The organism is Loktanella sp. S4079, from assembly GCF_000967725.1.
GTDB lineage: Bacteria > Pseudomonadota > Alphaproteobacteria > Rhodobacterales > Rhodobacteraceae > Yoonia.
In genome coordinates this window covers 973,670-996,913 of sequence record NZ_JXYE01000002.1, presented here as the reverse complement: position 1 = coordinate 996,913, position 23,244 = coordinate 973,670, and the positions used below count along the sequence as shown (strand labels likewise).

Below are 23,244 nucleotides of genomic sequence, written 5' to 3'. Positions count from 1 at the left end.
CTCTACTTTCCAAACCAATACTTTGCAGAAAGCCATGGAAAACGTGGTTCTGTGGGCTTGCTCTGGATATCAGATGCCTCTTCAATCTTAGACAACTCGACGCCAGTCAAATTAAGCTTTTTCAACCGATCACCAAACTCATCAGAAAACAGTCGATCCCCATACATCTTATCGACCCAGGCATGACGGTCACCGATGGAGTCACGTGAAAAAACAACGCGGTCGTTTTCTGTGTGTCCAAATTTGCTGGCTTCCCAATATCCATACTTGTCTAGCTTTGGGGAGCAGTGCTCTTTGCTCAGCGCAGCAATCCGGTGGCATGCAATGAACCAATAACGCAGGCCAACCATCTCGCCTTTGATATAGATTTCCATTGGCCAAAATTGGTGTACGTCAGGTTCCAACTCTTCAAGAAGGTCTTTGAATGCCTGCGACACGAGGAGGTTGGCACCATCAAATGTTTCAACGTCCAGAAGTGGCAGTTCTTCCAGGCTACATGGCTTACGTTCGAGCTTTGTCGGGATATGATCTGGCTTCAATGGGCGACCAGCATTAACGCTCCCGGCCGTTATCCGCCGTCCCTCATCTTGTGTTCTATCAACCAGCTCGACAAAATTAGTATCGCCATCGAGTTCTTCGAAATACACCAAATCAAGCTGATCCGCGTATTTGCCTCTCTCTTCATCAGTCCACTGACCACCCAAGATAAAATATGCCATGCGGTTCCCTAGTTGCTTAAAGTGCGTCTTTCAGCGTCGCCTCTAGCGATGCCACGTCGGGTACAATCGACACATAAGATAGGATGTCGTCGCCGGCAAAGCCTTGCTTTACGACATGTTCTAGCAATGTCCAAAGAGGGTCCCAAAACCCGTCTATATTTAACAGCACGATTGGTTTCGCGTGGAGTTTGAGTTGTCGCCAAGTAAGCGCCTCAAAGAATTCGTCCAGTGATCCGGCCCCGCCGGGTAGAACGACCACAGCGTCAGCGTTCATGAACATCACCTTTTTGCGTTCGTGCATGGTTTCGGTGATGACAAAACTATCAAGGTCGCGCTTGCCGACTTCCCAATCCATGAGGTGCGTTGGGATAACCCCGAATGTGTTACCGCCTGCGTCTTGGACCGCATTGGCGACGCGCCCCATCAGTCCGACATCTCCTGCGCCGTAGACCAGTCGCCAGCCATTTTTGACCAGCATTTCGCCGGTCTCCTTTGCGGCCTCAGCGTATGCGGGTGTAACGCCATCGCGAGACCCGCAATAGACGCAAACGGATTTAGGAAATGTCGTCATAGGTAACCTTTTTCGCAGCTAAACTTTGACGCCTTATTGTGGCGTTGTTACGGTGGCTTAACCATGTGCGGTGGGGGCGCCGATTACAATGGGTGTGAGGGGAAAACACGTGACCGAGGAAACGAAATCAAACGCTGGACGACTCGCATTGGGTGCAGTTGTCGCTTTGGCAATCGGTGTTGTCATTGTGATGTTTGCCCCGCAGCCTGAAACGGCAATCGTCGCGCAGGCGCCCGTCACACCCCAAGCGGTGGCTGTGGCAGAGCCTGTCGTCGAGTCCCCCGTTGTTCCCAAAGGTCCGGTTGCGCCGCGCTTTGATACTTTCCGTGTTGAGGCAGACGGCAGTATGGTCATTGCAGGCCGTGCAGAGCCGGGGCAGGTCGTTGCGATTATGCTTGCCGGCGCAGAGTTGGTGCGGACGACCGCGGATGCCTCTGGGAATTTCGTGGTACTGCCGATGGCGGATGCTTCGCCTGATCCGCGTAGTTTGTATTTGCTTGCTGACCCCGATGCAAAAGCTGTGAGATCCGAAACCAGCTATATTGTTGCACCGATTGCTGCGCCGCCTCCGGTGATTGCGCAGGTGGAGCCGCCAGCGACCGAGGCGCAGCCAGAGGTGGAAGAAACGGCGCAGGCTGTCATTGCAACGCCGGACGTTGCGCCAACGGCACCAGTCGCCCCTGTTGCACCCGCAATTGATGAAGTCGCAACGCAACCGCAGTCTCCGACTATTTTGCAGGCGGATGCAGAGGGCGTGCGTGTTGTGCAATCGACCCCAAACCGCGACGCTGCGAACGTGGGATTGGACGCGATCACCTATGACCCGCAGGGCGAGGTGCAGATTTCCGGCCGTGCGACAGGCGATGGATCGGTGCAAATCTATCTTGATAACGAACCTGTCACCAACGCCCCTGTGACCGAAGGGGGGGATTGGCGCGTTGATCTGCCCGAAGTCGAAACTGGGGTCTACACATTGCGTGTAGATGAGGTCGATACCGCAGGCGCCGTGGTCTCGCGTCTTGAGACCCCTTTCAAACGTGAAGAAGCGGCAGATGTCGCTGCGGTTCTGGCCGCGGAAACATCAGAGGACGGGTTTGATATCGCCGTGCGCACCGTTCAGCCGGGATCGACGCTATGGGCAATTGCCGAGGAAAACCTCGGGAACGGTATCTTTTATGTGCAGGTATACGAGGCCAACAGCGACCTTATTCGTGATCCCGACTTGATCTATCCGGGGCAAATTTTCCGTATTCCTGAAATGAACCAATAGCCAAGGGGCTGGCATTCCTGAACGCGGCACCCTAACTAAGGGGGCTGCTAGCCGGAGAGCCAAGAATGCGACGCCTATCAAAAACCGCTGCCAATCTTGATAACATCGAAGTGCGCGGTTGGGATGTCATTCGCCGCGTTGTACCATATCTGTGGCCCGACGGGCAGGCATGGGTGAAGCGTCGCGTCGTTCTTGCGCTAGCTGTGCTGTTTTCTGCAAAGATGATCGCTGTGCTCACGCCGCTCTTTTACAAACAAGCGGTGGATGCGCTCGCCCCGGACGGGGCAAGTGCTGCGGCGTTCCTCGGCATGGGCGCTGTCGGGTTGACCTTGGCCTATGGTGTTGCTCGGCTGATGAACGTCGGGTTTCAGCAATTGCGTGATGTGGTTTTTACCCCGGTGGGGCAGCGGGCATTGCGGCAGCTCGCGCTTGAGACATTCACGCATATTCACCGTCTGTCCATGCGCTATCACATCATGCGCAAAACCGGCGGGCTGAGTCGCATTATCGAGCGTGGGGTAAAGGGCGTCGAATTCCTGCTTCGCTTTTTGTTATTCAGCATCGGCCCGCTTGTGCTTGAGCTGCTGATGATTGCGGCTGTTTTGTTCTTTCTGTTCGATGTCTGGTATCTTGCGGCCGTTTTTGTAACGATCGCGCTTTATATCACCTTTACGTTCAAGGTCACCGAATGGCGGGTCAAGATCCGACGGGTGATGAACGAACAGGACACTGACGCCAATCAAAAGGCGATTGATAGTCTGCTGAATTTTGAGACGGTCAAGTATTTTGGCGCCGAGGCCTGGGAGGCTGCGCGATACGACCGGGCGATGGCGCAATACCAAAAGGCAGCTATTCGGACAAACTATTCGCTCGCGTTTCTGAACTTTGGTCAGTCACTATTGATTACCAGCGGTTTGGTGGCGGTCATGGTCATGGCCGTGATGGGTGTTGAGCGTGGTGATCTGACAGTTGGCGATTTTGTGATGGTAAACGCCTATATGATCCAGATCACGATGCCATTGAACTTTCTTGGTACTGTCTATCGCGAAATTCGGCAGGCACTGATCGATATGGGCGATATGTTCGATCTGCTTGAACAGCCAGCCGAGGTACAAGACAAGCCAAATGCGCCAGAGCTGATCATCGCAGGCGGTGCGATCAAAATGGACAATATTAGCTTTGGCTATGACGCAGAGCGCCCCATTCTCAAAGGTGTAAGCCTAGATGTCCAGCCCGGACAAACGGTGGCTATTGTCGGCCCGTCAGGATCGGGCAAATCCACGATTGGTCGCTTGCTGTTTCGGTTCTATGACGTGAACGATGGCGCGTTATGTATTGATGGCCAAGACGTCCGGGATGTGACCCAAGACAGCCTGCACGCGCAGATCGGTGTCGTTCCTCAAGACACGGTGCTATTCAACGATACCATTCACTACAACATCGCCTATGGTCGGCCCGACGCCAGCGAACAAGAGATCATTGCAGCCGCCAAAGCCGCGAAAATTCACGATTTCATCACAAGCCTGCCTGACGGTTATCAGACTGCGGTGGGCGAACGTGGGCTAAAGCTCTCTGGCGGTGAAAAACAGCGCGTGGGTATCGCGCGTACATTGCTTAAGAACCCTCCGATCCTGCTGCTTGATGAGGCGACTTCGGCGCTTGATACCCAGACCGAGATGGAAATTCAGGCCGAGCTAAAGGCGATGGGGCAGGGACGCACGGTTGTGACAATTGCCCACCGCTTGTCCACCATCGCCGATGCCGATGTCATTGTTGTGCTGGAAGACGGCCAAATTACCGAGCAGGGCACGCATCAGGTTCTGCTTGCACGTGGTGGCCGTTACGCGAACTTGTGGAATCGCCAATCCGAAGAAGCGCAAGAAGGCGTATAGCCCGCGGATGGGGGACGGTTCGTTTTTGCACAAAGCTCTGCGCAATCGGTTCGATTGTCAGACCGGCATAAGACGGATAGCGTGACACTGATTGACTAAAATATCAGGTCCACTTATGTCCATGTTTCGCGCAGCCCTTATTCTAGGGCTTCTTTCTGCCGTTGGTCCATTTGCCATCGACATGTATCTTCCGGCGATGCCCGCAATTGCGGAGTCGCTCAATGCCGATGTTGCCTCGGTGCAATTGACGCTTACCTCCTATTTTGTCGCCTTTGGTTTGGCGCAGCTTTTCTACGGTCCTTGGGCCGATCAGGTGGGGCGTAAGAAACCGCTCTACTTTGGTATGGGCATATTTGTGATTGGCACCATTGGTTGTGCGGTTGCGCCGACGATTGGCTGGCTGATTGGTGCACGGGCGGTTCAGGGCCTCGGTGGCGCTGTGTTGATGGTCGTGCCTCGTGCGATTGTGCGTGATATGCATACGGGAACGCAGGCGACCAAACTGATGGCAATGATCATGCTTGTGATATCTGTGTCGCCTATGCTTGCACCTCTTGCAGGAAGCGGCCTGATTGCCTTGGGCGATTGGCACATCGTGTTCTGGGTGCTGGCTTTTGTTGCTTTGCTTAGCCTCGGTCTGGTTGGGTCGGTCCTGCCAGAAACGCTCGCGGTTGAGCATCGGGTGAAGGTAAATTTTGCGAACCTTTGGGCGGGCACAAAACATTTGGTCCGCGATCCGGTGTTTATGGGGCTAACGCTGATTGGCGGCTTTGGATTTTCAAGCTTTATGGTGTTCATCGCCAGTGCCGCATTTGTCTACACCGAGGAATTCGGCCTTAGTCCAACCGGGTTTAGTGTCGCTTTTGCGATCAACGCATTGGGATTTTTCGGCGCTTCGCAGCTCGCCGGTCCAATGGGCGAGAAATACGGCATTTTGCCGGTCATGCGCTGGGCAATCATTGGGTTCGCCGGATTTACCGTTGCATTGTTGATGATCGGGTTCATGGGGCTTGCGAGCCTCTATGTCATCATCGCGGGATTGTTTCTGGCGAATGCTTGTCTGGGGCTCATTTTGCCAACGACCATGGTTGTCGCGCTTGATCCGCACGGGGAAATTGCCGGTCTTGCCTCTAGCCTAGGTGGGACCCTGCAAATGGTGACGGGCGGCGTGATGGTTGTGGTCACTGGGCTGTTCTTTGATGGGACAGCGGTTCCGATGATCGGTGCGATTGCACTTTGTGCTGTTTTGGCGCTGATTTTGGCGCTGCGCACCTTTGGGATCATGTCCCGAGAAGAGGCCGCAACAGCCGCCGCGGGCTGATAAAATCTTTGTGTCCGCAGTATTAGCCTCCCCTTGGGGCGCCTTCTGACTTGTCCATCCGGTCAGCTTCACGATATGAACACCCAAACAAGGTTTCGCAAAACGCGTGAATTGGGGGCAAGAGTGAGCAACTCTGACAGTTTTATCGAGGAAGTCACCGAAGAGGTGAAACGCGACAAGCTCTTTGCGCAAATGCGCAAATATGGGCCAATTGCCGTGGCACTTGTGCTGGCACTGGTCGGTGGGGCCGCATGGAATGAATATCGTTCCGCCCAAGATCGCGCCACAGCCGAGGCCGCAGGTGATGCGATCTACGATGCGCTTGCGCAAACTGAACCGGACGCGCGGGCGCAGGCCTTTGCCGAAATGCAGCTCGAAGGTGACGCAAGCGCAATTGCCGCACTTATGTCGGCTGCGACCCAAGTAGAGGCAGGCAATAACGCGGCCGCCCAAAACATACTATCCGCCTTGGCCAATGACGCAGAGCGCCCTGCGATGTACCGTGATCTTGCAGAGTTTAAGGCTGCAATGTTGATCGAGGACGATCCGGCAGCGCAGATTGCCGCGCTCGAACCATTGGCGGCGCCCGGTCAACCCTATTACCTGCTTGCGATGGAACAAATCGCATATGCGCGTCTTGCCTTGGGTGAAACCGACACAGCGTTGACAGTTTTGCGCCAAATCGAAGAAGATGCGGCAAGCTCGCGCGGGCTACGTGAACGCGTACAGAACCTGTTGATCGCTCTGGGAGAACCACTGCCAGAGCCAGTGACTCAGTAAACTCCGGATTGGAACGCACGGTGACGGCAAAAACAATTCTTGGTGCGGGGCTCGCGCTTGCGCTTGTGGCGGCATGTGGCGAAGAGGATGTGATCCTACCAGGCGAGCGTTTTGCGCTGCGCGATGCGCCTGTATTTGAAAATTCGGTGCAGCCCATCAGCCTGCCAGCGGCCCGTGCAAACGCTGACTGGACAGACCGTAACGGTGGACCGTCGCATCAGATTACCCATCCCGCGTTGGGCGCATCCTTGGCCCCTGTTTTTGCGGTTTCCATTGGCGAAGGTGACAGCCGTCGCGCACGGATCACGGCAGAGCCTGTCGTTGCAGGTGGCGTGATTTACACCATCGACGCGCGTGCAACGGTCACGGCGACCACGGTGAATGGCACTAACCTGTGGACACGGAACCTGACACCGGGGCGTGATCTTTGGTCTGATGCCTCTGGTGGTGCGGTGATGGTGGGGGGCGGTCGCGTCTATGTGACCACCGGCTTTGGTGAGATTAGCGCGCTTGACGCGGCGACAGGGCACACACTGTGGGTGCAGGATTTGGATGCGCCTGTGAATGCCTCTGCGACATTGCTGGGCGGTCTGGTGTATGTTGTTGGGCGCGACAGCACGGCTTGGGCGCTTGATGTTGAAAATGGTCGAATCCGTTGGCAGCAGGCGGGCACTCCATCGGTTGCGAACTTTGACAGCGGGGCGTCGCCCGCGGTGTCTGGTGACACCGTCATTCTGCCTTTCCCGTCAGGCGAGATCATCGCAACCTATCCCGAAGGCGGTATCCGCCGGTGGTCAACAGTGGTTTCTGGCGACCGTTTGGGGCGCGCGGCCTCACTTGTGAGTGATATCGCTGGCGATCCGGTGATCGCGAATGGCCGCGTCTATGTTGGTAACTTTGGCGGGCGAATCGTTGCGCTTGATATCAAGGACGGCAGCCGCATTTGGATAGCCTCCGAAGGCGCGATCAGTCCGGTCTGGCCGGTTGGCGATGCGGTCTTTGTGATCAATGATGTAAACGAATTGGTCCGTTTGAACGCGGAAACAGGTGATCCGGTTTGGCGCGTCGATTTGCCGAACTTTACTGATGGTAAAACGTCGCGCCAGCGTCGGGTCTATGCGCATTATGGCCCTGTATTGGCGGGCGGTCGCCTGATTGTGACGTCTTCTGATGGGCAGATTCGCCAGTTCGATCCGACTTCTGGTGCACTGATCGCTAGCGTCGAATTGCCCGGCGGGGCAGCGTCCGCGCCTGTTGTTGCTGGGCAAACTCTGTATGTTGTCAGCAAAGATGGCAAATTGCATGCTTTCCGTTAAGCGCTGATTGGTGTATCGGCGGGCCTCAACATCCGTCAGGAGCCGAAAAAATGAGTTTTACCCTTGCTATCGTGGGCCGCCCGAATGTGGGCAAGTCTACGCTGTTCAACCGTCTGGTTGGCAAAAAGCTGGCTTTGGTCGACGACCAGCCAGGGGTAACGCGTGACCTGCGCGAAGGCGAAGGCCGCATTGCCGATCTTCGCTTTACAGTGATTGATAGCGCCGGCCTCGAAGAAGCCACCGACGAAAGCCTTCAGGGCCGTATGCGCCGTCTGACGGAACGCGCCGTGGAAATGGCGGATGTCTGTCTGTTTATGATCGACGCGCGCGCCGGTGTTTTGCCTGCTGATATGGTTTTTGCCGAAATCCTGCGCAAGAAAAACGCCAATGTGATCCTTGCCGCGAACAAGGGCGAAGGCAAAGCGGCTGACGCGACAATCCTCGAGGCGTATTCGCTCGGACTTGGTGAGCCGATCCGCATGTCTGCCGAACACGGCGAGGGCATGGGCGAGCTGTTGGACATGCTGCGCCCGATCCATGATAGCCACGCAGAGCGTGCCGCAGCGATGGCACCTGAGGTTGATGTCGATGTTGACGATAGCGACGAAGATGCGCCACGTATCCCAACCCAGGCAAAGCCGCTGCAAATTGCGGTCGTTGGCCGCCCGAACGCGGGTAAATCTACGCTGATCAACAAAATCATCGGCGAAGAGCGGCTTTTGACGGGACCAGAGGCGGGCATCACACGCGATGCGATTTCCGTGCAAAAGGACTGGGGCGGGGTGCCCATGCGGATCTTTGATACTGCTGGGATGCGCAAAAAAGCAAAGGTCCAAGAAAAGATCGAAAAGCTTTCTGTTTCGGACGGATTGCGCGCGGTTAAATTCGCCGAAGTTGTTGTTGTTCTATTGGATGTTGAAATTCCATTTGAGCAACAAGACTTGCGGATTGCCGATTTGGCTGAACGTGAAGGTCGTGCCGTTGTCGTTGCCGTCAATAAATGGGATGTCGAAGACGACAAGCAGGCAAAGCTGAAGGATTTGCGCGAAAGCTTTGAACGTTTGTTACCGCAGTTGCGCGGGGCTCCATTAGTCACGGTGTCTGCCAAGACGGGCAAGGGGCTCGATCGTTTGCAACAGGCCATTATGCGCGCGCATGATGTTTGGAACCGTCGTATTACGACCTCAAACCTGAACCGTTGGCTGGTTGGCATGCTGGAACAACACCCGCCACCCGCACCGGGTGGGCGCCGCATCAAGATGCGTTACATGACGCAGGTCAAAACACGTCCACCTGCGTTTGTTGTGATGACATCGCACCCTGACATGATGCCAGAAAGCTATAAGCGTTATCTTATCAATGGGTTGCGGCTTGATTTTGATATGCCGGGTACGCCAATTCGGTTGTATCTGCGCGATCAAGGCGACAAGAACCCCTACAAAGACAAGAAATCGTCGCAACCATCACGTCTGTCTAAGCACCTGAAAAAGAACCCAACCGACCGCTGATCTTGTTAGGGTCGGGAAACTCCGACTTGTCACAATGACGGGCGATGCCGAAGATATCCTCATTTAGATTGAGGATTGATATGAAACGTATTGCTATTTTTTGTGACGGCACTTGGAACCGACATGATGTGGCGCACCCAACCAATGTGGTGCGTCTCGCCCAAGCGGTGAAACACACAGCGACTGACGGGCGTAAACAAGAGGTCTTTTATGTCCTAGGCGTTGGAACGGGGCGTGGCTCCAATAAGGCCGCGCGCTGGTTGGATCGCACCTTAGGTGGCGCCATTGGTATGGGGTTGGTCGAGAATATCAACGACGCCTACCGCAACCTTGTGTTTGCCTATGAACCGGGCGACGAGATCTACATATTTGGATTTTCGCGTGGTGCATATACCGCGCGCTCACTGGCAGGGCTGATCCGGTCCTGCGGTATTCCCCCGCGTGAACATGTCCACCGTTTGGGCGAGGCGATGGAGCGCTATCGTTCGCGCAGCCAAGATACGCACCCGGATGACGATCAAAGCTTTGCCTTTCGGTCCGATTTTGCGCCGTTTACCGCAACGAGCCAAAAAGAATGGGATTGGCGTCTAAGAGAACGGCCCGGAATGTGTGTGCACCTTGCGATCAATTATCTTGGCGTTTGGGATACAGTTGGCGCACTTGGGGTGCCTGCCCATTGGGCGACAGCGTCGCTGTTCAACCGCAAGCACCAGTTCCACGATGCGCACCTGAGCAGTATGGTTAAATCTGCGCGGCACGCTGTCGCGTTGGATGAACGCCGCCGAACTTTTGCACCTGCGATGTGGTCGGACAAGTTAGACGCCATGAATCGCACAGCATTGGGGTTGCAGCCTGATGTGACGCTTGACCCCAAGAGTCGCGATAATTGGGCCTATCGGCAGGAATGGTTCCCCGGCGATCACGGCTCTGTTGGTGGGGGTGGTGATCGGCATGGGCTGTCGTCCTACGCCTGTGATTGGATTGCACAGGGCGCGCAGCGGGTTGGCCTTGAGATGGATGAACGGGTCCTGAGCAGCATTCGTGAACGCAAGAACATTCGCGAGGCACTGACCAATCATTCTGAACAGTCACTCATGAAAAAGGCAATGATGCTTGGGGCGCGTGATCGTGCCGGGCCAACGCGCGTCCAAGACGTGAGCCAAGTCACCCAAGATCGCATCGCCTGTGACAAGGCGTATGCGCCCGCGTCGCTGGCGCATGTAATGTCAAAAATAGAAGAGCAGATCACCAAAGATGATCTGCTCCCGCCGGATTAAGCGAGCTGGCCGTCAGCTGTAATCTGGGTTTTGCCGCCCAGATAGGGGTGCAGGACTTCAGGCAATTGCACGGAGCCGTCTTCTTGCTGGCCATTCTCGACCACGGCAATCAGTGTCCGTCCCACAGCCAAGCCAGAGCCGTTGAGCGTATGCACATATTCTGGCTTGCCGCCTTCGGCTGGTTTGTAACGCGCGTTCATACGGCGCGCCTGATAGTCGCCCGCAACCGAGATCGAGGCGATTTCGCGATAGGTGTTCTGACCGGGCAGCCAGACTTCGATATCGTGGGTTTTGCGCATGCCTGCACCCAGATCACCTGTGCAAAGAACAACGGTGCGGTAAGGAAGGCCAAGCTTATCAAGAATGGTTTCCGCGCGCTTCGTCATCGCAAGGTGTTCGGCTGCACTATCTTCTGGCTTTGTGACGCTGACCATTTCGACTTTTTCGAATTGGTGCTGACGCAACATGCCAGAGGTATCGCGACCCGCAGACCCTGCCTCGGACCTAAAGCACTGCGTATGCGCAACATAGCGGCGGGGCAGGTAGCTTTCTTCGATTGTGACGTTGTTAACGATGTTGGTCAGCGTGACCTCAGCCGTTGGGATCAGCCACCAACCATTCGTCGTTTGGTAGCTGTCATCGCCAAACTTGGGCAACTGACCCGTCCCGTACATCATTTCTTCGCGAACAAGCACAGGGGTGATGGTTTCGGTCAAACCATGTTCATCGACATGTGTATCCAGCATAAACTGGGCCAGCGCGCGGTGCAGCCGCGCCACAGCGCCGGACAACAGCACAAAGCGGCTTCCAGATAGTTTAGCGGCGGTTTCAAAGTCCATTCCGGGACGAATGCCGGGGATGTCGTAGTGCTCAACTGGTGTAAAGCTGAAGTTGCGCGGCGCACCCGCACGGTTGATTTCAACGTTGTCGTCTTCGTCTTCGCCATCTGGAATTGCTTCATCTGGCAGGTTCGGAATCCCCATCAACATTGTCGTCAAAGCAGCGTCTTGGGCTTTGGCCTCGTCATTGAGCGCAGCGATTTGCGATTTCTTTTCGGCAACCAGCGCGCGCAGGCGTTCAAATTCGGCTTCATCGCCGCGGCCTTTGGCTGCACCCACTTCTTTGGCGGCTTTGTTCGCATCGGCTTGCGCCGTTTCGGCAGCAAGGATCTTAGCCCGGCGCGCCTCGTCTAGTGCGAGGATCTCGGACGATACCGGCGAGATCCCACGACGAGACAGCGCCGCGTCAAAAGCGGCTGGGTTGTCACGGATGGCGCGAATATCGTGCATAGCATCGGTCCTTATGAATATGTCAGTGGCGGTGATATGCCCTATCCCTTGCGGCAAGTGAACCAAAATCTTCTGGATCGGTGTTCTGGGTATCGGCGCTTAAGAAGGATTATCTTTGGGTTGTGTTCCCCTTGATTTGATCCGCTTTTGAGTTAAGCTCTTGAGCGGTTGAGTATATGTGCTTTTAGTTAGAAACAGGGCAGTTGCGGTATGCCGACGGTCACACTTTCGCTACGCGGTGATCAAATTGGGACGTATTCCAGTCTGCGCGGTATCGGGAACAATACCGGTCGCAAGGTCGATCTCTCAGATGTGCAGGCTGTGGGGACCAGTAGTGACGTCTATACTGTTGTCGTGGAACAGGTAAACGCTGGCGTAACAGAGTTTCAAAACGGGCAGTTTGTCACAATTCTCGACAGTAACGGCAATATTGTGATGCCGCGCACGAGCATTAATCCCGACGCGGAACAAGGCAAAGCCGCAGGCGATGAACATCTAATTATCATCCAATCGAATTTTCTCATTGATTTAATCGAATTTTCTCATTGATTTAGGTGGCGTGCCCGTCGGTCCGGCGGATGTGCGCTATGAGGAAATTGACGAAAATGCTGACCTCGCGTCCGGTGACAACGATGGTCAGCTTGATTTCAATTCATTTCCCTGTTTCGGCCCGGGCACGAAAATCATGACCCCGACCGGCTTGGTTAAAGTCGAAGACCTCGAACCCGGGATGTCGGTCACGATCGCGGGTGGCGCGTCGTTGCCTGTGCTATGGGTTGGGCGACGCGAGTTGGAGTTGCAAGATGGCGATGCAGCTAACCGTCCGGTGCTATGTCGCAAGGGGAGCTTGGGGTTATGTCTACCAGAACATGACCTCGTGCTGTCACCGCAGCATCGTTTGTGTTTTGACGGGCCTGTTGTCGAAGAAGTGTTTTCAGCGCCCCGCGTTCTGGCACCAGTCAAGGGGATGCTGGGTCTACCGGGTGTACGCTGGATGAATGGTAAGCGCCGCATCACTTATGTCTCTATATTGCTAGAGAAACACGCGATTATGTTTGCAGAAGGGACACCTGTAGAGAGCCTTTATCCCGGCGGCGAAGCTTTGAAGGCATTGGGCCCGCAATTGTGCCGCGAACTTTTTACGCTCATTCCTAACCTAGAGCAGGACGGTGTTGACGCTTACGGTGCACCCGCAATGCCTCTTTTGACGGTGGGGCAGGCAAAGACGTTGACTGCTGGAATACTTGCCTCGCAAACCGTGGCGGGGCAGGCGAACTGTCATCAATCTGGCATGTTCACTGCCCTCAGGTCATAGTCACCGCGATATTCGTCCGTCTAAGCTGGCTTAAAGCCTTGCATCTGGTTGCCAATTGCTTATCTCGCCAGTAACTTGCCGCGACTTTGGGGGCGTTTGGCCTCCTACGGACTTAGAGGATTGCGATATGAGACCTGCTGACCTGATGATGCTTCTACTGATCTTCGGGATCATGTATTTTTTGCTTATTCGTCCACAGCAAAAAAAGCTGAAAGAGCATCAGGCGATGCTTGAGGCGCTACGCCGTGGCGACCAGATTGTGACCCAAGGTGGCGTGAAGGGCAAAGTTGTGAAGGTAAAAGACGACAACGAAGTTGAAGTCGAAATTGCCGCAGGCGTTAACGTGCGTGTTGTGAAATCGACCATCGCGACCGTTCTGAACAAAACCGAACCGGCGAAATCCTAACCGCCGAAGGGCCGCGTCATGCTGAATATCTCGATGCCAAAGCAGATCCTGATTTGGGGGACTGTTGTTCTTGGCCTTTTGTTTGCAATGCCCAATGCGTTCTACACGCGGGTTGAAACACATAGTGACGCGGTCGCTGTCATCGAAAGCGGGCAAACTGATGCCACGCTTGAGGCTGACGCAGCGCTATGGCCAGGCGCATTGCCCTCTGGATTGGTTAATCTGGGGCTTGATTTGCGCGGTGGCGCGCATTTGTTGGTCGAGGTTGAGCTGTCAGAGGTACATGCATCATTCCTCGAAGGGCTCTGGCCCGAGGTCCGCGACACGCTGGCGGCAGAGCGTGACACCGTTGGGTTTGTCACCCGCGATGATGGTCCCGCAGATGAACTCCGTGTTCGCATCTCTCAAGTCGATGGTGCGGCGCGGGCATTGGAATTGGTGCGCGGTCTTGGCCGTCCGGTGACCTCCCTGACTGGCGCCTCGGGCAGCACGCTGGATGTATCGATTAACGGTCCTGTATTGACGGTAAAGCTGAGCGAAGCGGAGCAGGTTGCGATGGACAACCGCACGATGGCACAAACGCTCGAGATTGTACGCCGACGTATTGACGAGGCGGGGACACGTGAGCCCACAATTCAGCGCCAAGGCAATGACCGCGTATTGATCCAAGTGCCCGGCTTGGGCTCCGCGCAAGAAGTCATTGATTTGATTGGCGCAACGGCTCAGCTAAACTTTAACCCTGTTTTGGGAACAACGAGCGATCCATCCCAGTCGCCGGGTACAGGAAATATCCTTGCTCCTGATGCCGAAAATGAGGGTCTCTATTACATCCTTGAAAAGAACGCAGTCGTAACCGGCGAAGATCTGGAAAACGCGCAGCTTGATTTCGACCAGAATGGATCACCTGCGGTTGCCTTCCGCTTCAATACTTCGGCGGCTCGTAAATTTGGTGATTACACGCTGGAAAACATCGGTTCACCTTTTGCGATTGTTCTGGATGATGAAGTGATCTCTGCGCCACGCATCCAAAGCCACATTCCGGGCGGTTCAGGTATCATCACTGGTAACTTTACCGTCGAAGAAGCAACCAATCTTGCAATCCTACTGCGTGCTGGTGCCTTGCCCGCTGAACTCACCGTTCTCGAAGAACGCACTGTTGGTCCTGAACTTGGTCAAGATAGCATTGATGCCGGTAAGGTCGCTTGCATAGTCGCAGGGATCGCGATCCTTGTGTTTATGGTGCTGAGCTACGGTCTGTTTGGTATCTTTGCGAATATCGCGTTGATCATCAACGTCGGACTGATCTTTGGTTTGCTGTCGATGATTGGGGCCACGCTCACGTTGCCCGGTATCGCGGGGATCGTGTTGACGATTGGTATGGCCGTCGATGCAAATGTCATCATCTTTGAACGCATCCGCGAAGAGTTGAAGACCGCAAAGGGGGCTGCGCGAGCCATTGAACTTGGCTACGAAAAAGCGCTGTCTTCAATCGTGGACGCCAATATCACCACCTTCATTACAGCGGTGATCTTGTTTGTCTTTGGCTCTGGTCCTGTCAGCGGCTTCGCTGTGACACTGGGCTTTGGGATCATCACATCGGTCTTTACGGCCATATTCGTAACCCGTTCGCTCATTGTGATCTGGTTCTCTCGTGCGCGTCCTAAGACTATTGAGGTGTAACATGCGTTTAAAACTAGTACGTGAAAACACTTCGGTTGATTTCTTCAGTAAGGCACGGATCTGGCTGGGTATTTCGTTGGTGATGATGGTTGTCGCACTGGGGTCGTTCCTGATCCAAGGGTTGGCATTTGGCATCGACTTCCAAGGTGGGACGAGCATTCGGACCCAATCTGAAACCGCGCTTGATATCGGTGAATATCGCAACGCGCTGGTGCCGCTGGAACTGGGTGACGTGTCCATCACTGAGGTAAACGACCCAAGCTTTGCCGAAAATCAGCATGTCGCAATGATCCGCATCCAAGCCCAAGAGGGGGATGAGCGGATTGCCTCGGATACGATCGAAGCGATCCAAGCTGCGCTTGTCGATGTTGATCCGACAATCACTTTCCAACAAATTGAATCGGTTGGTCCGAAAGTATCTGGCGAACTGATCAACACTGCGATCCTTGCGGTTACTTTGGCGGTGGCTGCGATTTTGCTCTATATCTGGATGCGGTTTGAATGGCAGTTCGCTGTTGGGGCTGTCTTGGCATTGGTCCACGACGTGCTGTTGACCATCGGTATCTTTTCGGAGCTGCAAATCAAATTCGATTTGGCAATCATTGCGGCGCTTTTGACGATTGTCGGCTATTCCATCAACGATACCGTGATTGTCTTTGACCGCGTTCGCGAGAACCTGCGCAAGTACAAAAAGAAGGACCTGAAAGAGGTCTTGAACTTGTCCATCAATGAAACGCTTAGCCGGACGTTGATGACCTCGTTGACCACGCTCATCGCGCTGATCTCTCTGTTTGTGCTGGGTGGTGATGTGATCCGGGGTTTTGTATTTGCCATGATCTGGGGTGTCGTGATCGGGACATATTCGTCTATCTTTGTTGCGTCCGCGATCCTATTGGTTTTGGGTGTAAAGCGCGATTGGTCCAAAAAGGACCCCGCCGCTGGCACGCGCTACGCGCATATCGACAACTAAGAGGACCTGATGCGACTGAACGAGATCAGCTATAACGATGCGACACCCGTCGACGGCTATGGCGCTGGTTTCTTTCGTATTGGTGGCCAGAAATACCAAGGGCCCGTTGCAGCTTTTGCGACAGGCGTTGTGACTTGGGGCGGATATGACGATACCGCGACGCTGCTGGAACAGGCTGAAACGCTGGATGTCTTGTTTGTCGGTACGGGCGCTGAAATCACGCATCTGCCTGCCGATTTTCGCACCACGCTTGAGGACGCCGGGATCGGTGTCGAGGCGATGGCATCACCGGCTGCCTGTCGGACTTATAATATTCTTCTTTCCGAAGGGCGCCGCGTCGCGATTGCGCTGATCCCGGTCTGATGCTGACAGTTCAGGACGTAACCTGTGCACGCGGGGGAATACCGGTTCTCAGTGGTATCAATTTCGAAGTGGCTGCGGTGCAGGCGCTGATCCTGCGTGGGCCCAACGGTATTGGCAAAACAACCCTATTGCGCACCTTGGCTGGGCTTCAGCCTGCGTTGGCGGGCAAGATTACGCATCCAGAGGATGAAGCAGCCTACGCCAGCCATGCGGATGGTATCAAAACTGCGCTGACGGTCGAAGAGAACCTCAAGTTCTGGGCCGAAGTATACGGTAACCCAATTCCTGAAAGCATTTGGCAGGCGTTTGATCTTGCGGACCTCCAACACCGTATCGCTGGAACGCTTTCTGCCGGACAAAAGCGTCGGTTGGGGCTCGCGCGTTTGGGCGTTGTTGGACGCAAAGTGCTTTTCCTTGATGAGCCAACGGTTTCGCTCGATGGGTTTTCGGTAAGGCTATTTGCCGATTGGTTGCAGAATACGCATCTTGCCGCTGGTGGTGTCGCTGTGATCGCGACGCACATTGATTTAGGGATTGATGCGCCTGAACTGGAACTTACGCCGTTTCGTGTAGCGTCTGACAAAGATGGTGCCGCTGATGAGGCCTTCTTGTGATCGCTTTGCTGTGGCGCGACCTGCGCTTAGCCATGCGGGCAGGTGGCGGATTTGGACTCGGCCTTGCGTTCTTTTTGATTGTTGTCGTGCTGGTGCCGCTGGGGGTCGGCCCTCAAACTGAGCTGTTATCGCGGATCGCACCGGGCATATTCTGGATTGCCTCGCTACTCGCAGCCCTTCTTTCACTTGATCGCATCTTTGCATTGGATTTCGATGATGGGTCGCTTGCATTGCTTGCGACTTCTCCACTGCCGCTTGAGGGTGCCGCATTGGCCAAAGCCATTGCACATTGGATCACAACTGGATTGCCACTGACGATTGTTGCACCTGCGCTTGGGTTTCTGCTGGCCTTGGCGCCAGAGGCTTATAAATACCTACTTATGTCGCTGTTGCTGGGAACACCCGCGCTGTCGATGATCGGGACGTTTGGCGCGGCATTGACGGTCGGCCTCAGACGCGGAGGGTTGCTTTTGTCTTTGCTTGTACTGCCACTTTATGTGCCGACACTCATCTACGGGGCAGAGGCAGTGCGCAGAGGCGCTCAAGGATTGGACGCGAGCGGGGCACTGATTTTGCTAGGAGTGATCACAGCCGGGTGTTTTGCAGTGCTACCCTTTGCAACTGCGGCTACTTTACGCATCAATCTGCGTTGAACGGGCGTCAGCGGAACGATAGGTAAGCGAAATGTCGATTTGGGAATATGCTAATCCAAAAAAGTTCATGGCCTGGACAGCGCCGGTTTTGCCAGTGGTGTTCGGAGGGGCCGCGCTGTGCCTGATTGTGGGGCTGGTCTGGGGGTTTTTCTTTACGCCAGATGACTACCGTCAGGGATCGACGGTCAAGATCATCTATCTGCATGTTCCGGCTGCATTCTTTGCGATTAATGCATGGATTATGATGTTGGTGGCCTCGTTGATTTGGGTCATCCGGCGGCACCATGTCTCGGCGCTTGCGGCGCGGGCAGCGGCCCCTGTCGGGCTGACAATGACCCTCATCGCGCTGTTTACGGGTGCCATCTGGGGGCAACCCATGTGGGGCACCTATTGGGCTTGGGATCCACGGCTTACGTCATTCCTGATCCTGTTTTTGTTCTACTTGGGCTACATCGCCCTGTGGGAAGCCATCGAAGACCCGGATACGGCTGCCGATCTCACGTCAGTCTTATGTATGGTTGGTTCAATCTTTGCGATCTTGTCACGCTACGCCGTGAATTTCTGGAACCAAGGGTTACACCAAGGGGCGTCGCTGTCCTTGGACAAAGAGGAAAACGTCTCGAACGTGTTTTGGCAGCCGCTTGTGATTTGCATCGTCGGATTTGGGCTGTTGTTTATCGGGTTGGTGCTATTGCGCACACGCACTGAAATCCGTGTTCGCCGGATGCGCGCACTAGAAGCGAGGGCGCGCCGTGCCTGATTTGGGGAAATACGCAATCGAAGTCCTGTCCGCTTACGGCGTAAGTCTTACACTGCTTGCCGCGATCATATTCGCGAGTTGGCGGCGCGCCAAACGCACAAAGGCCGATTTGGAACGGATTGAAAATAATGGCTAAAATGTCGCCCCTGATGATCCTGCCACCTGCGATTTTCGCGGCCTTGGCTGGCGTTTTCGCATACAGCATGTGGCAAGGTAAAAACGACGACCTGCCATCAACTTTCATTGGACAGCAAGCCCCGGCCGTACCTGTCGAGGCCGTGAACGGGACGGAACAGCTCACTGATGCGGATTTGCGCAGCGGTGAAATTACATTGGTTAACTTCTGGGCAAGCTGGTGCCCGCCGTGTCGTGCGGAACATCCCGAACTGCTTGAATTGGCGGATCAGGGATACCGGATCGCGGGCGTCAATTTCCGCGATGCGCAGGATCAGGCCTCTGCCTATCTCACCGACTACGAAGACCCGTTCTTTGCCACTGGTTTCGATCTCCGGGGCAGGGTGGCCATCGACTGGGGCGTCACCGCACCGCCCGAGACATTCATCGTGGATGGGGATGGAACGGTACTGTACCGCTTTGTTGGCCCACTGGTTGGATCAGACTATGAGCAACGGTTCCTGCCAGAGTTGATGAAGGCGGTGGAATAGTGCCGACAGGCAGATAAGCGGACAGGGCAGACCTTTATTACAATTTCATCAATGCGACCGAAATGTTTTTAGAAACTTAGGCGTATTTGAAAGTAGAGTTTTATCAAGTATTGTTAAGAAAATTGCGCGTATCAGCCCACTTGGTCGCGTCTAGAAGTTTGGAGAGAGCGGATGACCTGGGGTATTTATGAAACAACGAGTTTTGGTAGCTATCTGCCTGACGGTGAATATGTGGGCTATGACGAAGGGCTAAAACATTACTACTACGAAGTAATGAGCGATGCGGACAAAGAGCCCTTTGAGAAAAGCGGCGGACGGCATATTACCTATTCCAGATATGTAACAAAAAAGTTTGTGGAAGATACGGGTTACATGCAGGATGGTTTGCCTCTAGCTGGCCCTGTGTTGGATCATGAAGCACCTAAAGAATTTCGCTTGGTGAAGAAGCCATCCAAAGGGCTGAGCGCGATGATGCAGCTTGGGTATCGCGCCGTGAGCGAAGAACTAAAAACTGCCATCGAAGCGCTGGATCCTGGGGTCCATGATTTTTGGCCTGTTCGGATCACGTTACCCAAAGGGGAAGAATGGCCAGAACTATATTACACCATCCGCATAGGATGCTATCTAGAAAGTTTTCGGCCGGAGGAAAGTGATGACGGGTCTTGGCGGACGCGTAATCAAAAAAGCTATTACGTTGATATGCCAAATAAAAAGTGCTTTTCTGGCCTTGCTATGTCCCAATCTGTGATTGGATCATCCCACTTGTGGAAAGAGCGTTCTCTCCGCCGGCCCGAATTTTGTATGTCTGACGAAATGGCCGCTGCATTTAAAAAGGCAGGGTTTACAGGCTCTAAGCTTTATAAGCTGAAAGACGTATCCTGATTGCGCATTAGGAGTCTTCAGCTTTGCAACCTCTTTGGCCGCTTGATGACACCCTATCTGCCGCTACGAAAGCTGTTTTTCTCCGTAGATCTGGGCTTAAACGCGAAAATATGGCATTGAATGGGCCCCGGCATTTATGCCGAGGCCCTTTTGTTTTTAAGACGCTTTTGCCAAGTTCCGTAGAACGTAGTGCAGCACGCCGCCGTTTTCGACGTATTCGATCTCGACTGCTGTATCGATCCGGCATTTGACTGTGATTTCTTTGGTGCTGCCGTCTGCCATTGTGATCTGTGCGGTCATTTCCTGCAGCGGTTTCACAGCATCCAGACCTTTGATGCTGACGGTTTCATCTCCAGTCAGGCCAAGTGTTTTGCGCGTATCGCCACCGGTAAATTCGAATGGAACAACGCCCATACCAACAAGGTTAGAACGGTGGATACGCTCAAAGCTTTCTGCAATGACCGCTTTGACACCTAGCAGGGCCGTGCCTTTGGCCGCCCAGTCACGTGAAGACCCCGCACCGTATTGTTCGCCAGCAAAGATCACCAGCGGTGTACCAGTATCCTGATATTCCATCGCGGCATCAAAGATCGAAGTCTGCGCGCCATCTGGGCCTTTGGTGTAGCCACCTTCGACGCCGTCCAGCATTTCGTTCTTGATGCGGATGTTGGCGAATGTGCCGCGCATCATGACTTCGTGGTTACCACGACGAGACCCGTAGGAGTTAAATTCGCGCACAGGCACCTGTCGTTCGATCAGGTACTGACCAGCAGGGGTGGTGTCTTTGAAAGACCCAGCAGGGCTGATGTGATCGGTTGTGACCATGTCGCCCAGAACGGCCAACACCTTGGCATTCTCGACGTTGTCGATTGTGCCCGCATCCTTGGACATGCCGCGGAAATAGGGTGGGTTTTGCACATAGGTCGAGCTTGGCGGCCAATCATATGTTTCGCCGTCAGATGTTTCGACCGACTGCCATTTTTCGTCACCCTTAAAGACATCGGCATATTTGCTGATGAAGGCCTCGCGGGTCACTGTTTTCTCGACCAATTCGTTGATCTCGGCTGACGTTGGCCAGATATCCTTGAGGTAAACATCATTGCCATCGGTGTCTTGGCCGATAGGTTCAGATGTTAGGTCGATATCCATCGTGCCAGCCAGCGCGTAGGCGACGACCAATGGCGGCGATGCAAGATAGTTGGCTCGGACGTCAGGCGAAATGCGCCCTTCAAAGTTGCGGTTCCCAGACAGTACAGATGTGGCGACCAGATCGCCCTCGGCGATGGCTTCGGAGAGCTCTTTTTGGATCGGGCCAGAGTTGCCGATACAAGTCGTGCAGCCATAACCAACGAGGTTGAAGCCGATCTTGTCCAGATCGTCCTGCAATCCTGCCGCTTCGAGGTATTCCGAGACCACCTGCGATCCGGGGGCGAGCGAAGTCTTGACCCAAGGTTTGCGATCAAGCCCAAGTGCGGCGGCCTTGCGTGCGACCAGGCCCGCACCAATCATGACGTATGGGTTAGACGTGTTCGTGCAGGATGTGATCGAGGCGATGACAACCTTGCCGGATTCCATGGTGTAATCTTCACCCGCGACCGCAACCTCTTTGCCCATTGGGCGTTTGAATGTTTCGGCCATTTCTTTGGCGAATTCAGATTTCGCATCTGTCAGTGCAACATAGTCTTGCGGGCGTTTGGGCCCAGAAATGGCGGGGACAATAGTGCCCATATCAAGGTGCAATTGGTCGGTGTAGATTGGTGCGTAGTTTTCATCGCGCCAGAAGCCGTTTTCTTTGGCGTATGCTTCGACCAAGGCGATCCGGTCTTCGTCGCGTCCCGTGTTGCGCAAGTAGCGCAGCGTTTCATTATCGATTGGAAAGAAACCGCAGGTCGCACCGTATTCTGGCGCCATATTTGCGATTGTCGCACGGTCGGCAAGTGGAAGGCGATCGAGACCCTCGCCGAAGAATTCGACAAATTTGCCGACCACGCCGAGTTCGCGCAGCATTTCGACGACTTTAAGAACAAGGTCCGTACCTGTGGTGCCTTCGAGCATTTCTCCGGTCAGCTCAAAACCGACAACCTCGGGGATGAGCATTGAAACCGGTTGGCCAAGCATGGCGGCTTCGGCTTCGATCCCGCCAACACCCCAGCCAAGTACGGCAAGGCCGTTGACCATAGTTGTGTGCGAATCTGTCCCAACGAGCGTGTCAGGATAGGCGACTTCGATGCCATTTTGATCTGTGTCAGTCCAAACGGTTTGTGCGAGGTATTCAAGGTTCACCTGATGGCAAATCCCTGTGCCCGGCGGAACAACACGGAAATTGTTGAATGCGCCTTGGCCCCATTTCAGGAATTGGTACCGCTCCATATTGCGTTCGTATTCGCGGTCGACATTCATTTGAAACGCACGCGGATTACCAAATTCATCGATCATAACCGAGTGGTCGATGACCAGATCAACAGGATTCAGGGGGTTAATCTGCTGGGCATCGCCGCCAAGCGCCACAATGCCATCGCGCATCGCGGCCAAATCAACGACTGCGGGCACACCGGTGAAATCTTGCATCAGTACGCGGGCAGGGCGGTAGGCGATTTCGCGCGGGTTTTTCCCGCCTTTTTCGGCCCATTCGGCAAAAGCCTTAATATCGTCGACCGAGACCGAAAAGCCGCCATCCTCGAAACGCAGCAAATTTTCGAGCACGACTTTTAACGCGGCAGGCAGCTTGCTGAAATCGCCGAGCCCGGCGGCCTGCGCGGCTGGGATCGAATAATATGCGACCGATTGGCTGCCTACGGTCAAGGTTTTACGGGTGTTTGCAGTATCTGCGCCGACGGTAATGGTCATGGCTATCCCTTTCAAAGGCATTTGCTGTGTAAGGCTAATTATTAAGTGGCATTTCACTGAGTGGCATTCAAGAATTTAATTGTATACCGTAGTACACAATTTTGTATGTTGCCCTGAAACATATGTAACAAACTGTTCTCAATTCA

Annotated in this window: 23 protein-coding genes; 19 read left to right on the top strand and 4 right to left on the bottom strand. The window is 54.4% G+C overall.

Going from position 1 to position 23,244, the window contains the following annotated elements:
- Positions 1 to 2: 2 nt before the first annotated feature.
- Complete coding sequence (locus TW80_RS06130; RefSeq protein WP_045996394.1) at positions 3 to 719, bottom strand: imm11 family protein; 717 nt, start codon at positions 717 to 719, stop codon at positions 3 to 5.
- A gap of 16 nt (positions 720 to 735) precedes the next feature.
- Complete coding sequence (locus TW80_RS06125) at positions 736 to 1,290, bottom strand: LOG family protein (protein WP_084625721.1); 555 nt, start codon at positions 1,288 to 1,290, stop codon at positions 736 to 738.
- A gap of 109 nt (positions 1,291 to 1,399) precedes the next feature.
- On the opposite strand from TW80_RS06125, the gene TW80_RS06120 reads away from it, so the two are divergent.
- The 7 genes from TW80_RS06120 to TW80_RS06090 all read left to right on the top strand — a co-directional run bounded on the left by TW80_RS06120 (position 1,400) and on the right by TW80_RS06090 (position 10,654).
- Positions 1,400 to 2,560 (top strand): LysM peptidoglycan-binding domain-containing protein, encoded by a 1,161-nt coding sequence (locus tag TW80_RS06120; RefSeq protein WP_045996393.1) that lies wholly within the window; start codon positions 1,400 to 1,402, stop codon positions 2,558 to 2,560.
- A gap of 65 nt (positions 2,561 to 2,625) precedes the next feature.
- The gene (locus TW80_RS06115) at positions 2,626 to 4,452 is read left to right on the top strand and encodes an ABCB family ABC transporter ATP-binding protein/permease (RefSeq protein ID WP_045996392.1); all 1,827 of its coding nucleotides are present in this window, start codon (positions 2,626 to 2,628) and stop codon (positions 4,450 to 4,452) included.
- Between the two features lie 121 nt (positions 4,453 to 4,573).
- Complete coding sequence (locus tag TW80_RS06110; RefSeq protein ID WP_045996391.1) at positions 4,574 to 5,773, top strand: multidrug effflux MFS transporter; 1,200 nt, start codon at positions 4,574 to 4,576, stop codon at positions 5,771 to 5,773.
- Between the two features lie 123 nt (positions 5,774 to 5,896).
- Positions 5,897 to 6,553, top strand: coding sequence for a tetratricopeptide repeat protein (locus TW80_RS06105; RefSeq protein WP_045996390.1), 657 nt, complete (start codon positions 5,897 to 5,899; stop codon positions 6,551 to 6,553).
- Positions 6,554 to 6,573: 20 nt separating this feature from the next.
- Complete coding sequence (locus TW80_RS06100; protein WP_045997052.1) at positions 6,574 to 7,869, top strand: PQQ-like beta-propeller repeat protein; 1,296 nt, start codon at positions 6,574 to 6,576, stop codon at positions 7,867 to 7,869.
- A gap of 50 nt (positions 7,870 to 7,919) precedes the next feature.
- Positions 7,920 to 9,377 carry a ribosome biogenesis GTPase Der gene (der, locus tag TW80_RS06095; protein ID WP_045996389.1) on the top strand — a complete coding sequence of 486 codons (1,458 nt, stop codon included), beginning with the start codon at positions 7,920 to 7,922 and terminating at the stop codon, positions 9,375 to 9,377.
- A gap of 80 nt (positions 9,378 to 9,457) precedes the next feature.
- A complete protein-coding gene (locus tag TW80_RS06090; protein ID WP_052700899.1) occupies positions 9,458 to 10,654 on the top strand; it encodes a DUF2235 domain-containing protein in 1,197 nt (398 codons plus the stop codon).
- On the opposite strand, the gene serS is transcribed toward TW80_RS06090, so the two are convergent.
- Complete coding sequence (gene serS / locus TW80_RS06085) at positions 10,651 to 11,943, bottom strand: serine--tRNA ligase (protein ID WP_045996388.1); 1,293 nt, start codon at positions 11,941 to 11,943, stop codon at positions 10,651 to 10,653. The genes TW80_RS06090 and serS overlap by 4 nt on opposite strands.
- Positions 11,944 to 12,153: 210 nt before the next feature.
- Between serS and TW80_RS06080 the strand changes: the two genes are divergently transcribed.
- The 12 genes from TW80_RS06080 to TW80_RS06025 all read left to right on the top strand — a co-directional run bounded on the left by TW80_RS06080 (position 12,154) and on the right by TW80_RS06025 (position 20,251).
- Complete coding sequence (locus tag TW80_RS06080; protein WP_045996387.1) at positions 12,154 to 12,492, top strand: hypothetical protein; 339 nt, start codon at positions 12,154 to 12,156, stop codon at positions 12,490 to 12,492.
- A 10-nt stretch (positions 12,493 to 12,502) separates the two neighbouring features.
- Complete coding sequence (locus TW80_RS06075; RefSeq protein ID WP_052700898.1) at positions 12,503 to 13,258, top strand: Hint domain-containing protein; 756 nt, start codon at positions 12,503 to 12,505, stop codon at positions 13,256 to 13,258.
- Positions 13,259 to 13,385: 127 nt separating this feature from the next.
- Positions 13,386 to 13,664, top strand: a complete 279-nt coding sequence (gene yajC, locus TW80_RS06070) for a preprotein translocase subunit YajC (RefSeq protein ID WP_045996386.1) — start codon at positions 13,386 to 13,388, stop codon at positions 13,662 to 13,664.
- Between the two features lie 18 nt (positions 13,665 to 13,682).
- Positions 13,683 to 15,344 carry a protein translocase subunit SecD gene (secD, locus tag TW80_RS06065; protein WP_045996385.1) on the top strand — a complete coding sequence of 554 codons (1,662 nt, stop codon included), beginning with the start codon at positions 13,683 to 13,685 and terminating at the stop codon, positions 15,342 to 15,344.
- A gap of 1 nt (position 15,345) precedes the next feature.
- Positions 15,346 to 16,314: a protein translocase subunit SecF gene (gene secF, locus TW80_RS06060; protein WP_045996384.1), complete on the top strand. Its 969-nt coding sequence runs from the start codon at positions 15,346 to 15,348 to the stop codon at positions 16,312 to 16,314.
- 9 nt (positions 16,315 to 16,323) lie between these two features.
- Positions 16,324 to 16,677, top strand: coding sequence for an Mth938-like domain-containing protein (locus TW80_RS06055; protein WP_045996383.1), 354 nt, complete (start codon positions 16,324 to 16,326; stop codon positions 16,675 to 16,677).
- Positions 16,677 to 17,291, top strand: coding sequence for a heme ABC exporter ATP-binding protein CcmA (ccmA, locus tag TW80_RS06050; RefSeq protein ID WP_045996382.1), 615 nt, complete (start codon positions 16,677 to 16,679; stop codon positions 17,289 to 17,291). The genes TW80_RS06055 and ccmA overlap by 1 nt, the downstream gene beginning before the upstream one ends.
- Positions 17,288 to 17,944, top strand: a complete 657-nt coding sequence (gene ccmB, locus TW80_RS06045) for a heme exporter protein CcmB (protein WP_045996381.1) — start codon at positions 17,288 to 17,290, stop codon at positions 17,942 to 17,944. Before ccmA ends, ccmB begins: the two co-directional genes overlap by 4 nt.
- A 31-nt stretch (positions 17,945 to 17,975) precedes the next feature.
- Positions 17,976 to 18,704 (top strand): heme ABC transporter permease, encoded by a 729-nt coding sequence (locus TW80_RS06040; RefSeq protein ID WP_045996380.1) that lies wholly within the window; start codon positions 17,976 to 17,978, stop codon positions 18,702 to 18,704.
- Positions 18,697 to 18,840 (top strand): heme exporter protein CcmD, encoded by a 144-nt coding sequence (gene ccmD / locus TW80_RS06035; RefSeq protein WP_045996379.1) that lies wholly within the window; start codon positions 18,697 to 18,699, stop codon positions 18,838 to 18,840. The genes TW80_RS06040 and ccmD overlap by 8 nt, the downstream gene beginning before the upstream one ends.
- Complete coding sequence (locus TW80_RS06030) at positions 18,833 to 19,369, top strand: DsbE family thiol:disulfide interchange protein (protein ID WP_084625720.1); 537 nt, start codon at positions 18,833 to 18,835, stop codon at positions 19,367 to 19,369. Before ccmD ends, TW80_RS06030 begins: the two co-directional genes overlap by 8 nt.
- A gap of 171 nt (positions 19,370 to 19,540) precedes the next feature.
- Complete coding sequence (locus TW80_RS06025; RefSeq protein ID WP_045996378.1) at positions 19,541 to 20,251, top strand: imm11 family protein; 711 nt, start codon at positions 19,541 to 19,543, stop codon at positions 20,249 to 20,251.
- 156 nt (positions 20,252 to 20,407) lie between these two features.
- Here the strand turns inward: TW80_RS06025 and acnA are convergent, their stop codons facing one another.
- Positions 20,408 to 23,098: an aconitate hydratase AcnA gene (gene acnA / locus TW80_RS06020; protein ID WP_045996377.1), complete on the bottom strand. Its 2,691-nt coding sequence runs from the start codon at positions 23,096 to 23,098 to the stop codon at positions 20,408 to 20,410.
- Between the last annotated feature and the right edge of the window lie 146 nt (positions 23,099 to 23,244).